This window comes from Pseudomonas sp. Irchel 3H7 (genome assembly GCF_900187605.1).
GTDB lineage: Bacteria > Pseudomonadota > Gammaproteobacteria > Pseudomonadales > Pseudomonadaceae > Aquipseudomonas.
The window spans coordinates 712,740-725,278 of sequence record NZ_FYEA01000001.1; the positions used below are offsets into that span (position 1 = coordinate 712,740).

Below are 12,539 nucleotides of genomic sequence, written 5' to 3' on the forward strand. Positions count from 1 at the left end.
GAGCTGGCTTGCCAGCGATTGCGGAATGTCAGTCACTGAATATGCTGACTGAAATGACGCTATCGCTGGCAAGCCAGCTCCCACAGGGGTTGCGCTGTATTGAAGTCAGCTCATCTGCTCGACACGATCACGCCCGCGCTGCTTTGCCATATACACACCCGAATCCGCCCGCAGCAACAGCGCATCCGCGCCCTCCCCCGGTCGCCAACTGGCGATACCGAAACTCGCGGTGACCACGCCGACCACATCCACCGGCGCACTGCGCAAACCCTGCCACAGCTCAACCGCCAACATGTACGCGTGTTCGCCGTCGATGTCCGGGCACAGCACCATGAACTCTTCGCCGCCCAACCGACAGAACACATCGGTACGCCGCAGACGATGGCCGATGCGCTCGCACACCGCTTGCAGCACCCGGTCGCCCACAGCGTGACCGTACTGATCGTTGATACGTTTGAAATGGTCGATGTCGAGCATAATCACCGACAGTTCGCCCCCGCCGCGCTCGACCCGGGCCATTTCCGTGGTCAGGCGTTCCTGGAAATAGCGGCGGTTGTGGATACCAGTCAGCGAATCGGTCACCGACAGCGCGCGCAATTCTTCTTCCACACGTTTCAGGTCGGAAATATCCGAAATATAGCCATGCCACAGCACGCCGCCGCCCGGCAGTTCTTCCGGCGTCGCTTCGCCGCGCACCCAGCGCAAGCCGCGCTCGGGCAATTGCACGCGGTATTCTTCGCGCCACGGGCTGAGGCTGTCGGCCGAAGCGCGAATGGAAGAGCGCACACGGGTGACGTCCTGTGGATGAATGCGCGTGAAGATCGCCTCGGCGTTGAACAGCAGCACATCCGGCTCCAGTTCGTAGATCTCGCGGATGCCGTCGCTGGCGTAGATCACACTGAAGCGCCCATCGAATTCCATCTTGAACTGATAGATGCCGCCGGGCACATGCGCGCTGAGTTTCTTCAGCAACACGTCCCGCGCCGCCAGCACCTCGTGCACGCGCTTGCGCTCGGTGATGTCGATGCAGATCGCCAGATGTCCGACCCACAAACCCTGCTCATCGAGCACTGGGGTGGCCAGCATGTTCACCGGAATATGGCTGCCATCGCTGCGTACCAGCGTCCATTCGCGAGCCTCGTGGCCACCGACTTCGCCGCCCTCGACCAACATCGCGTGGCAGGTCGGGATGCTTTTACCGTAACGCGCACTTAGCTCGGCGGCGCGGGCTGTCAGTTCTCGGGGCAGATGCAGGTTTTCCAGGGTCATGTGCCCGACGACGTCGGCGCTGCTGTAGCCGAGCATTTGTTCGGCGCCGGGGTTGAAGGTGTTGATCACCCCGCGCAGGTCGGTGGCGATGATTGCCACCTGCGTCGCCGCATTCAACACGCCGCGCAACTGACCGTGGGTGCCGCGCAATTCCTGTTCGCTGGCGTGCAGCTCCTGGGTGCGCAGTTCGACCATGCGCAAGGCGCGCTGGCGCTGACTGACCAACACGTAGAGCAAGGCGCTGAGCAGCAGACTGAGCAAGCCACCGAGGACGATTACGCTGCCGACCGACGAATGATTTGCCTGTGCGAAGGCGTCGCTCGGCAAGATATCGACCTGATAGTCGTGATCGGCCATGCGCAGTAACCGCGTGGCCGACAGGTCGCTCGGCGCCGGCTCGTTGGTCGACTCGAACAATACTTCGTGCTGATCATTGGTCGACATGTCGAGAATGCGCACCGACAGATAGTCATGGAAAGCGTCCGGCAAACCGTCGGCCAGCAACTGACGCATGCTGATCACCGCCATGACGTAGCCAAAGGATTGCTGCTCGCCACTGTGACTCACGGGCGCCACCAGCAGCACGCCGCGCGCGTAGGACGGCTCAATGCTGACTAGGTGCATCGGTTGCGACACCGCCAGTCCGCCGAGCTTGTCGGCCCGTTGCAGGGTGTCACGACGCAAGGGTTGCGCGAGCAGGTCATAACCCAACGGTGAGCCGAGCCGGCTTTGCGTCTGGCTGTAGAGCACCGGCACGTATTCATCGCGCACGCCAGCCAGTTGCAGCTCGCCCTGGGCATTCAGTTCACGCAAGGTGAAGTTACTCAGGCCTTCATCACGCACCCGCTGCTCGAATGCGGCGCGCTCGGCTCCATTGACCTTGAGGGCAAACGAATAGGCCTGGGTACGCATCAATAAGGGTTGGGTGTAACCGTCGAATTCGGTGCGGGACACCGATTCAGAGTTGGCGAAGAAGCGGCGCAGGCCGTCGAGGCGTTGCTCCTGGTCCTGAAAGCGTTCTTCGATGCGGGTGTAACGTTCGTTGGTCAGCAGCTGAAAACGCTGGCGGGTTTGTTGCTGAAACTGATTGAGGGTGGCCCAGGCGAGCAGCCCCGTGAGAATCCCGCCGGCGAGCAATACCAACACCGCGACCAGCCAGGCCGAGACGTCTTCGCTGATAAAACCCAGAATCTTTGGGCGCACGGGGTGCAACGACATAAGGACAACTCACTACGCCAGCATTTACGGGAAAACCCCATTGACCGTGTGTGAGTTATAGCTATTAGCCACTAATTTAGCTAGCGCGGGCAGATCCACGGAGCCTTTAAAAATCAAGGCTCTGTGGATCCAATTGCGCAAAGCGTCAACGAGCCGTGATTTTCCAGGCGCGGTGGATCTTGGTGTTACGGGCGAAATCCGGATCGATGGTCTGCGCGCTGATTTCCTCGACCGCGTAACGCTCGGCGAGGTTTTCTTCCAACTGGAACTTGCGGAAGTTGTTGGAGAAATACAGCACACCGCCCGGCGCCAGACGCGCCATGGCCAGGTCAATCAACTGCACCTGATCACGCTGCACGTCGAAGATGCCTTCCATGCGCTTGGAGTTGGAGAAGGTTGGCGGATCGATGAAGATCAGGTCGTACTCGTCGCGGCTGCTCTCCAGCCACGCCATCACATCGCCCTGCTCCAGACGGTTCTTGTCGGAGAAACCGTTCAACGACAGGTTGCGACGCGCCCAGTCGAGGTAGGTTTTCGACAGGTCAACGCTGGTGGTACTGCGCGCGCCGCCCTTGGCCGCGTGCACGCTGGCGGTCGCGGTGTAGCAGAACAGATTGAGGAAGCGCTTGCCGGCGGCCTCTTTCTGAATACGCATGCGCATTGGCCGGTGGTCGAGGAACAGACCGGTGTCGAGGTAGTCGGTGAGGTTGACCAGCAACTTCACGCCGCCCTCGCTGACTTCATTGAACTTGCCTTGCGCAGCCTGACGCTCGTACTGCTTGGTGCCGCTCTGGCGTTCGCGGCGTTTGACCACCACGCGGCTCTTGTCGACGTTCAGCGCCTGCGGAATGGCCGCCAGGGCATCGAACATGCGCGCCGAGGCTTTTTCCGGGTCGATGGATTTTGGCGCGGCGTATTCCTGGACGTGCACCCAATCGTGGTACAGGTCGATCGCCATCGCGTACTCGGGCATGTCGGCATCGTAGACACGGTAGCAATCAATGCCTTCGCGCTTGACCCACTTGCCCATGGCCTTGAGGTTTTTTTGCAGACGGTTGGCAAACATCTGCCCGCCTTCGCTCAAGCGCGGCTGCTCGATCACTGGCGCCGGAGCCGGCGTCGGTTTGATCGGGTTGCCGTTCTTGTTGAACTTGCGTTCTTGCGGCTCGTCCGGGGTCTGATCGTAAGCGGCTTGCTCGCGCTCGGCCTGACGCTGTTCCGGAGTGCGACGCTCGCCAGTGACGAACTGATCCGGCAGCACTTTGATCAACAGCAGTTTGCACGGCAGCGCGCCGTTCCAGAACGAATACTGTTTGTGGCTGCGGATACCCATGCGCTTGCCCAGATCCGGCGCGCCGGTGAACACCGCCGCTTCCCAGTTCAGGCAAGCCTGACGCAGACGCTCGCCGAGGTTCTGGTAGAGGTACAACAGGCTGGCTTCGTCACCGAGACGCTCGCCGTACGGTGGGTTGCAGATCACCAGACCTTTCTGGTTCTGATCCGGACGCGGCTCGAAAGTCGCCACTTCGCCCTGGTAGATCTTGATCCACTCGCTCAGGCCGGCACGCTCAACGTTGTTGCGGCCCGGCTGAATCAGACGCGGATCGGCTTCGTAGCCACGAATCCACAACGGTGGCTTGGCCAGACCGGCAGCGGCACGCTCGACGGCCTCTTCATGGAGTTTTTTCCACAGTGCCGGCACGTGACCGAGCCACGCGGTAAAGCCCCACTGCTCACGACGCAGGTTCGGCGCCATGTCGGCGGCAATCATGCCGGCTTCGACGAGGAACGTACCGACACCGCACATCGGGTCAGCCAGCGCGCCGCCTTCGGCAGCAATGCGCGGCCAGCCGGAACGGATCAGAATCGCCGCCGCGAGGTTTTCCTTCAGCGGTGCAGCGCCCTGCTGCAGACGGTAACCGCGCTGATGCAGGCTGTGGCCGGACAGATCAAGGGAAAGAATCGCTTCGCCGCGATCCAGACGCAGGTGAATGCGCAGGTCCGGGTTGAGCTTGTCGATCGACGGACGGTCGCCCTGTGGGGTGCGCAGTTTGTCGACGATGGCGTCTTTGACTTTCAAGGCGCCGAAGTGGGTGTTGTCGATACCCGAGCCATGGCCACTGAATTCAACAGCCAGGGTGCCATCGCTGAGCATGTGATCCTGCCAGTCGATGTCGAGCACGCCGTGGTAGAGGTCTTCAGCGTCTTTCATCGGGAAACGCTTGAGCACCAGCAGCACGCGGTTGGCCAGACGCGACCAGAGGCACAGGCGATAAGCGGTTTCCATGGTCGCCATGCCACGCACGGCGGAAGTGTGCTCGCGCGCTTCTTCAAGGCCAAGCCCGACGGCTTCCTCGATGAGCAGGCCTTCAAGGCCTTTAGGGCAAGTGAGGAAGAGTTCGAAACGGTCGGACATGGTATTTCCAGAGCCTTTGGCTAGTGAATCGGCAACGCATTGCCGATCCGGTTTTCAATCAGGCGCTTTTCTAAAAGAGCGCCCGCGTGGCACGAAGGTGTGCCGTTCCATCCCCGCTGCTCGGGTTAAAAGAGCTTAGATGCCGGGACAGATAAAAAAGTTGATGAAACAAAAAGTCCTAAAGCGACCCTTCGTCGCTTTATACCCCAGCGCAAACGTGGGTCATTCTCACTAAAGAATTAACCCCATCATCCAGCGCGGGGCCGATCATACCGGGGTTTGCTGAAAAACCGTGCATCAAACCCGTCGTTACTTATGGCTGTAGCACTAATTTCGTTACGTCCTTATGACAAAACGATCATTCCCTCGGTGTGACTCATTGGTTAGAACTGAACACAGGTTGACGTCGCAACGGCGTCAACACCTTGGCTTGCCACGCCGGCAGCGAGCCGCACCATGGCAGGTTTTTTCTGCCAGACCTCAGTTGAGGTCAACGCGATACAAAACAGTCAACAAGTGAGGGAAACACCCTATGAGAAGACTTAAGCGTGATCCGTTGGAAAGAGCATTTTTGCGCGGATATCAATATGGCGTTGGTGGCAAATCCCGTGAGCTTTGCCCATTTACTCTACCGTCGGTACGTCAAGCCTGGATTAACGGCTGGCGAGAAGGACGCGGCGACAACTGGGACGGTATGACCGGCACTGCGGGAATCCACAGACTCAACGAACTTCACGCCGTCGGCTGACACAGGGCACTTATTCCGACACGACAATCTGAATTTGTAACGACTTACCATGCACGTCCTTCCCGGACGGCGGGCTGCGGCCCAGGGGCTCCTTCGAGGAGCCCTTTTTTATGCCTGTCACATTATCTGTGCCATACACAAAACCTGTAGGAGTGAGCCTGCTCGCGATAGCGGTCTGTCAGTCGCTGATGAAGTGACCGAAAGAAAGCTATCGCGAGCAGGCTCACTCCTACAAGGGAACAGTGGTGTCTATGGATCAGCGCAAGGCGGCGATCGCGTCTACCGATTCGCGAATCAGCGCCGGGCCCTTATAGATGAAGCCGGAGTAGATCTGCACCAGGCTCGCACCGGCGAGAATCTTCTCCGCCGCATGCTTGCCTTCGGTAATCCCGCCAGCCGCAATGATCGGCAACCGCCCCGCCAATTCACTGGCCAGCACCTTCACGGTATTCGTACTCTTCTCACGCACCGGCGCGCCAGACAACCCGCCCGCCTCGTCGCCATGCTCCATGCCCTCAACGCCAACACGGCTGAGGGTGGTGTTGGTCGCGATTACCGCGTCCATGCCGGTTTCGATTAACGCCTGGGCGACCTGCGCAGTTTCTTCATCGGTCATGTCCGGCGCGATCTTGATCGCCAGCGGCACATGCTTGCCGTGACGCAGGGCCAGTTCGGCACGGCGCGTGGCCAGATCCGCGAGCAACTGCTTGAGCGAATCGCCAAACTGCAGGCTGCGCAGGCCCGGGGTGTTCGGCGAACTGACGTTGACCGTGACGTAGCTGGCGTGGGCATAAACCTTGTCCAGGCAGATCAGGTAGTCGTCGACCGCGCGTTCAACCGGGGTATCGAAGTTCTTGCCGATATTGATGCCCAGCACGCCTTTGTATTTCGCTGCGGCCACACGCGCCAGCAGGTTATCGACACCGAGGTTGTTGAAACCCATGCGGTTGATGATCGCCTCGGCTTCCGGCAAGCGGAAAATCCGTGGTTTCGGGTTGCCCGGCTGCGGACGCGGGGTCACGGTGCCGATTTCAACAAAACCGAAACCCAGCTGTGCGAAACCGTCGATCGCCGCGCCATTCTTGTCCAGACCGGCCGCCAGACCTACCGGGTTCGGAAACTCGAGGCCCATGACCGTCACCGGTTTCTTCGCCGGCGCCTTGCACAGCAAGCCGTTGAGGCCCAAACGCCCACCCGCGCCGATCAGATCCAGCGACAGATCGTGGGAGGTTTCCGGGGAAAGTTTGAACAACAGCTGACGGGCCAGGGAATACATGGGCGGCAATGACTCGGGCGGCGAAAAGAGGCGGCGATTATAGCCGGGCATCGACCTGCCGCGCGAGGCGCACGCGCAAATCACTGGCAGTGGCATATGCCTTGCACCCTCCTTGACTATCAGCGCGCAGGCCAATGACGGCAGGCGGGCAAGGACAATGGCGTCGTCCCGGGTTTTGCCTGCGCAAAGTCCGCGGCGGCGCTTTTTTTCGAGGTGGCGGTGTATGAATGAACCTTCGGTAGGGCCACTGGCCTGGGTCAATGGCAGCGATGCTCCGGAAAAGACTGCAATCAACCTCGGTTTCATGGCGTTGAGCGACTGCGCATCGGTTGTCGTTGCTGCCACACAAGGCTTTGCCCAGCCTTACGGGCTGACCCTGAATCTCAAGCGCCAAAGCTCCTGGGCCAACCTGCGCGACAAACTCGTCAGCGGTGAACTGGATGCTGCCCACAGTCTGTACGGTCTGATCTACGCCGTGCATCTGGGCATTGGCGGTGGGGCGTCGAGCGACATGGCGGTGTTGATGGGGCTGAATCAGAACGGTCAAAGTCTCAACCTGTCCCACGGCCTGCAGAACATTGGTGTGACCAGTCCTGAAGCGCTGGACCGCCACGTGCACCAAAGCCGCGCAAAACTCACCTTCGCCCAGACCTTTCCCACCGGCACCCATGCGATGTGGCTGTATTACTGGCTGGCGAGTCAGGGCATTCATCCGTTACAGGATGTCGACAGCGTGGTGGTGCCGCCGCCGCAAATGGTCGCGCACCTGCAAGCCGGGCGCATCGATGGCTTTTGCGTCGGCGAGCCTTGGGCTGCTAGCGCGGTGCAGCAGAATCTGGGTTTTACCCTGGCCACCAGTCAGACCATCTGGCCCGATCACCCGGAAAAAGTCCTTGGTTGCACCCGTGAATTTGTCGAGCAGTATCCGAACACGGCACGGGCGCTGGTGATGGCGATCCTTGAAGCCAGTCGCTTTATCGAAGAAAGTCCGGAAAACCGCCGCAGCACCGCGCAGTTGCTCAGCGCGCCGGAATATCTGGACGCTCCGCTTTCGTGCATTGAGCCGCGTTTTCTCGGTGACTATTCCGATGGCCTTGGCAATCGCTGGCAGGATCCGCACGCGCTGCGTTTTCACGGCAACGGCGAGGTGAATCTGCCGTATCTGTCGGACGGTATGTGGTTCATGACCCAGTTCCGCCGCTGGGGCCTGCTGCGCGAAGATCCGGATTACCTCGCCGTCGCCCGCCAGGTTCAGCAACTGGACGTCTACCGCGACGCCGCCACCGCTGTCGGCGTGGCGGCGTGGGGCACCGACATGCGCAGCAGCCAGTTGCTCGACGGCAAAATCTGGGATGGTAGTGACCCGGCCGCTTACGCGCGCAGCTTCAAGCTGCACGCGTTGAACGACGACGCCCCTCTTCTCGCCCGCCGCTGACAGGAGACCGCGAACATGTTGCGCATTCTGCTGATCAATGACACGGCGAAAAAAGTCGGTCGCCTGAAAGCCGCGCTGACTGAAGCCGGTTTCGAGGTCATCGACGAGTCCGGCCTGACCATCGACCTGCCCGCGCGCGTCGAAACGGTGCGCCCGGACGTGATTCTGATCGATACCGAGTCACCGAGCCGCGATGTCATGGAGCAAGTCGTGCTGGTCAGCCGCGACCAGCCACGGCCAATTGTGATGTTTACCGATGAGCATGATCCGGGTGTGATGCGCCAGGCAATCAAGTCCGGGGTCAGCGCCTACATCGTTGAAGGCATTCATGCACAGCGTCTGCAGCCGATTCTCGATGTAGCAATGGCGCGCTTCGAGAGTGATCAGGCGTTGCGGGCGCAGTTGCAGGCGCGTGATCAGCAACTGGCTGAGCGTAAGCGCATCGAACTGGCCAAGGGGTTGCTGATGAAGATGAAGGATTGCAATGAGGAAGAGGCTTACACCCTGATGCGGCGCCAGGCGATGAGCCGGCAGCAAAAGCTGATTCAGGTGGCGGAGCAGATTATTGCGATGAGTGAGTTGCTTGGCTGAAAGTACTGAACGCTTGAAAAGCCCCTCACCCTAGCCCTCTCCCGGAGGGAGAGGGGACTGACCTAGGTGTCTGGCGTCAAACATCGACCTGAAAGACCGAGTCGATTATGGATTCACAGCAGAAAATCACAGGTCGGCGTACTTCTCGAGCATCCCCCAATCAGTCCCCTCTCCCTCTGGGCGGTCCGACGTTTCGGGAGGGCTAGGGTGAGGGGCTTTTGATTTTCCGGCTGTTGGCACAAATCTCGCTAAGTAAAACGCACAGGTAACCAACGGCGGTTGCCCCACCCACGACAAAGACGTCGCTCACCCGTTCGCCCCAACCGGCGCATCAGGTAGCGGCGTTTTTGCGTTTTGGCCCCACAGCCCGGGGTCGGTGGTGCGGCCGTGGCGGCGCCCCACCTGCTGTTGCATGACTCCTTTCGAGACTCTTTTCAGCTGAGGTGCGCGATGAATTCAAGCTTCTGGAAATCCGGCCACACCCCGACTCTGTTCGCGGCCTTCCTCTATTTCGACCTGAGCTTCATGGTCTGGTACCTGCTCGGCCCGCTGGCGGTGCAGATTGCCGCCGACCTGCACCTGACCACACAACAACGTGGCCTCGTCGTCGCCACGCCGATCCTCGCTGGCGCGGTGCTGCGCTTTGTGATGGGCATGCTCGCCGATCGGCTATCGCCGAAAACCGCTGGGCTGATCGGCCAGGTCATCGTGATCTGCGCACTGTTCGGTGCCTGGAAAATCGGCATTCATAGCTACGAGCAGGCGCTGATACTCGGCCTGTTCCTCGGCATGGCTGGCGCATCGTTTGCCGTCGCTCTGCCACTGGCGTCGCAGTGGTACCCGCCGCAGCATCAGGGCAAAGCCATGGGCATCGCCGGTGCGGGCAACTCGGGCACCGTGTTTGCCGCACTGCTCGCTCCGGTACTGGCGGCTGCGTTCGGCTGGAGCAATGTCTTCGGCTTCGCGTTGATTCCGTTGATCCTGACGTTGGTATTGTTCGCCTGGCTGGCAAAAAACGCCCCTGAGCGGCCGAAAGCCAAAGCCATGGCTGACTACTTCAAAGCCTTGGGCGACCGCGATAGCTGGTGGTTCATGTTTTTCTACAGCGTGACCTTCGGCGGCTTCATCGGTCTGGCCAGCGCCCTGCCCGGCTATTTCAACGATCAATACGGTCTGAGTCCGGTGACGGCCGGTTACTACACCGCCGCCTGCGTATTCGGCGGCAGTTTGATGCGACCGCTGGGTGGCGCACTGGCTGATCGCTTTGGCGGTATCCGCACACTGCTGGCGATGTACACCGTCGCCGCCGTCTGCATCGCCGCGGTCGGTTTCAACCTGCCGAGTTCCTACGCGGCGCTGGCACTTTTCGTCTGCACCATGCTCGGTTTAGGGGCAGGCAACGGTGCGGTGTTCCAACTGGTGCCGCAGCGTTTTCGCTTGGAGATCGGCGTCATGACCGGGCTGATCGGCATGGCCGGCGGCATCGGCGGTTTCGCCTTGGCCGCCGGCATGGGTGCGATCAAACAGAGCACCGGCAGTTATCAACTGGCCCTGTGGTTGTTCGCCAGCCTTGGCGTGTTGGCGTGGTTTGGCCTGCACGGCGTCAAGCGTCGCTGGAGAACCACCTGGGGTTCGGCGGCGGTGACGGCAGCGCGGGTCTGAAGCGTCGATGGCCCTGCAACTGAGTTTTGCCGAAGCCAGCGCCACCGGCCCGCGTGCGGAGAATCAGGACGCCTTGCGCTTGGTCACGCCCGCTCCGGCGCTGGCGGCGAGCAAGGGTTATCTGTTCGCTATCGCTGATGGCGTCAGCCAGTGTGCCGATGGCGGACTGGCTGCGCGTTCGACCTTGCAGGCGCTGGCGCTCGACTACTACGCCACACCGGAAACCTGGAGCGTGGCGCAGGCACTGGACCGACTGCTGCTCGCGCAAAATCGCTGGTTGCAGGCCAACGGTGGTGGGCAACCGTTGCTCACCACGGTCAGTGCTTTGGTCATGCGCGGTCGGCGTTTTACCCTCGCCCACGTCGGCGATTGCCGGGTGTATCGCTGGCACGACGATAGTTTGCAGCGGATCTCGGAGGATCATGTCTGGGAGCAGCCAGGCATGCAGCATGTGCTCAAGCGTGCATTGGGGCTGGATCAGCATCTGGTGCTGGATTTCCTCGACGGTGAACTGCGTGACGGTGAAAGCTTTGTGCTGCTCAGTGACGGAGTCTGGTCGACGCTGGGCGATACCGCGATTGCCGCGATTCTGCGTGATCAACCGGATCTGCACAGCGCCGCGCAGACGCTGGTCAATGCCGCGCATCTGGCGGGGAGTCAGGACAATGCCAGTGCATTGCTGGTGCGCGTCGATGCACTGGGTGAAGCGAATATCGGCGATGCATTGATTCATTTGCAGCAATGGCCCCTGCCGCCGCCGCTGAAACCTGGCCAATCCTTCGAAGGCTGGCAGGTTCAGGGGATTGTCGCTCAGAGTCAGCAATCGCTGCTGTATCGGGTTGTCGATGGACAAGGCCAGGCATGGCTGTTGAAAACCCTGCCGTCGCGCTCCAGCGATGATCCTCGCGCCGGGCAAGCGCTGCTGTCCGAGGAATGGTTCCTGAAACGCGTGGCCGGCCGGCACTTTCCTGAAGTCCATGCCTGCCAGCAGCGTCAGCATTTGTACTACGTGATGCGCGAATATTCCGGGACAACGCTGGCTCAGCTGTTTCAGCAGTCCGGCCCATTGCCGCTGGCGCAATGGCAGGATATCGCCGAGCGCCTGCTGCGCGCGGTGGGGCTTTTGCATCGGCGGCAGATTCTGCACCGGGACATCAAACCGGAAAACCTGCATTGGGGTGACGACGGCGAGTTACGCCTGCTGGATTTTGGCTTGGCGTATTGCCCGGGCTTGTCCGAAGACGCGCCGTCAACGCTGCCCGGAACCCCAAGTTACATCGCCCCGGAAGCGTTTCGCGGTGATCCGCCGAGTGCGCAGCAGGATTTGTATGCAGTCGGCGTGACCCTGTATTTCCTGCTTACCGGGCATTTTCCTTATGGCGAGATTGAAGCGTTTCAACGGCCGCGATTTGGTCTGCCGGTGATTGCCAGTCGCTATCGGCCTGATCTGCCGGAATGGTTGGCGCAGAGTCTGCAGCGTGGCGTGGCGGCGGATCTGCAACAACGGTTTGAAACGGCTGAAGAGTGGTTGTTGGTGCTGGAACAGGGCGAGCGGCAGAGTTTGAGTGTGCGGCCTCGACCGTTATTGGAGCGGGAGCCGCTGAAGGTCTGGCGGACGATGGCATTGCTGGCGTTGCTCGGGAATCTGGTGCTTCTGGTTTTGTTGTTTCATCACTGACACCGCGTCGCGGCCATCGCTAGCAAGCTCACTCCTACAATTCGAAACGCGTTCCACTGTAGGAGTGAGCCTGCTCGCGATGACGTCAGCCCAATCACCACAAATCCATCTACCTGAGCGCCCCACGAACGAGCAACCCGCCTCGATTCAGTGCAAAAAATCACCCTCAGAACCTGCCAAACCCCAATAAACCCGCCACTGTTCCCACTTGGCACAACCACTGCATTAGCCCACTCAGCACACACA

General features: G+C 60.5%; 8 protein-coding genes. 5 read left to right on the top strand and 3 right to left on the bottom strand.

The window, feature by feature from the left end:
* Positions 1 to 105: 105 nt before the first annotated feature.
* Together CKW38_RS03325 and rlmKL are read right to left on the bottom strand one after the other, a co-directional pair.
* Complete coding sequence (locus CKW38_RS03325) at positions 106 to 2,487, bottom strand: diguanylate cyclase (RefSeq protein WP_007916368.1); 2,382 nt, start codon at positions 2,485 to 2,487, stop codon at positions 106 to 108.
* 145 nt (positions 2,488 to 2,632) lie between these two features.
* A complete protein-coding gene (rlmKL, locus tag CKW38_RS03330; RefSeq protein WP_007916371.1) occupies positions 2,633 to 4,903 on the bottom strand; it encodes a bifunctional 23S rRNA (guanine(2069)-N(7))-methyltransferase RlmK/23S rRNA (guanine(2445)-N(2))-methyltransferase RlmL in 2,271 nt (756 codons plus the stop codon).
* A gap of 532 nt (positions 4,904 to 5,435) precedes the next feature.
* Here rlmKL and rmf point away from each other — a divergent pair.
* Positions 5,436 to 5,651, top strand: coding sequence for a ribosome modulation factor (rmf, locus tag CKW38_RS03335; protein WP_003223300.1), 216 nt, complete (start codon positions 5,436 to 5,438; stop codon positions 5,649 to 5,651).
* A gap of 256 nt (positions 5,652 to 5,907) precedes the next feature.
* Here the strand turns inward: rmf and CKW38_RS03340 are convergent, their stop codons facing one another.
* Positions 5,908 to 6,927: a quinone-dependent dihydroorotate dehydrogenase gene (locus tag CKW38_RS03340; RefSeq protein ID WP_007916374.1), complete on the bottom strand. Its 1,020-nt coding sequence runs from the start codon at positions 6,925 to 6,927 to the stop codon at positions 5,908 to 5,910.
* A gap of 223 nt (positions 6,928 to 7,150) precedes the next feature.
* On the opposite strand from CKW38_RS03340, the gene CKW38_RS03345 reads away from it, so the two are divergent.
* From CKW38_RS03345 to CKW38_RS03365, 4 genes are all read left to right on the top strand, one after another.
* Positions 7,151 to 8,362 carry a CmpA/NrtA family ABC transporter substrate-binding protein gene (locus tag CKW38_RS03345; protein ID WP_095111815.1) on the top strand — a complete coding sequence of 404 codons (1,212 nt, stop codon included), beginning with the start codon at positions 7,151 to 7,153 and terminating at the stop codon, positions 8,360 to 8,362.
* 15 nt (positions 8,363 to 8,377) lie between these two features.
* Complete coding sequence (locus CKW38_RS03350) at positions 8,378 to 8,953, top strand: ANTAR domain-containing response regulator (RefSeq protein ID WP_007916390.1); 576 nt, start codon at positions 8,378 to 8,380, stop codon at positions 8,951 to 8,953.
* Positions 8,954 to 9,403: 450 nt separating this feature from the next.
* On the top strand, positions 9,404 to 10,615 hold the full coding sequence (locus CKW38_RS03360; RefSeq protein ID WP_095111816.1) for a NarK/NasA family nitrate transporter: 1,212 nt from the start codon (positions 9,404 to 9,406) through the stop codon (positions 10,613 to 10,615).
* Positions 10,616 to 10,622: 7 nt separating this feature from the next.
* Complete coding sequence (locus tag CKW38_RS03365) at positions 10,623 to 12,293, top strand: bifunctional protein-serine/threonine kinase/phosphatase (RefSeq protein ID WP_095111817.1); 1,671 nt, start codon at positions 10,623 to 10,625, stop codon at positions 12,291 to 12,293.
* Positions 12,294 to 12,539: the final 246 nt, after the last annotated feature.

Excerpts from the sequence above, each read along its gene's own strand:
- CKW38_RS03325 (WP_007916368.1), bottom strand. The coding sequence starts at position 2,487 with ATGTCGTTGCACCCCGTGCGCCCAAAGATTCTGGGTTTTATCAGCGAA.
- rlmKL (WP_007916371.1), bottom strand. The coding sequence starts at position 4,903 with ATGTCCGACCGTTTCGAACTCTTCCTCACTTGCCCTAAAGGCCTTGAA.
- rmf (WP_003223300.1), top strand. The coding sequence starts at position 5,436 with ATGAGAAGACTTAAGCGTGATCCGTTGGAAAGAGCATTTTTGCGCGGA.
- CKW38_RS03340 (WP_007916374.1), bottom strand. The coding sequence starts at position 6,927 with ATGTATTCCCTGGCCCGTCAGCTGTTGTTCAAACTTTCCCCGGAAACC.
- CKW38_RS03345 (WP_095111815.1), top strand. The coding sequence starts at position 7,151 with ATGAATGAACCTTCGGTAGGGCCACTGGCCTGGGTCAATGGCAGCGAT.
- CKW38_RS03350 (WP_007916390.1), top strand. The coding sequence starts at position 8,378 with ATGTTGCGCATTCTGCTGATCAATGACACGGCGAAAAAAGTCGGTCGC.
- CKW38_RS03360 (WP_095111816.1), top strand. The coding sequence starts at position 9,404 with ATGAATTCAAGCTTCTGGAAATCCGGCCACACCCCGACTCTGTTCGCG.
- CKW38_RS03365 (WP_095111817.1), top strand. The coding sequence starts at position 10,623 with ATGGCCCTGCAACTGAGTTTTGCCGAAGCCAGCGCCACCGGCCCGCGT.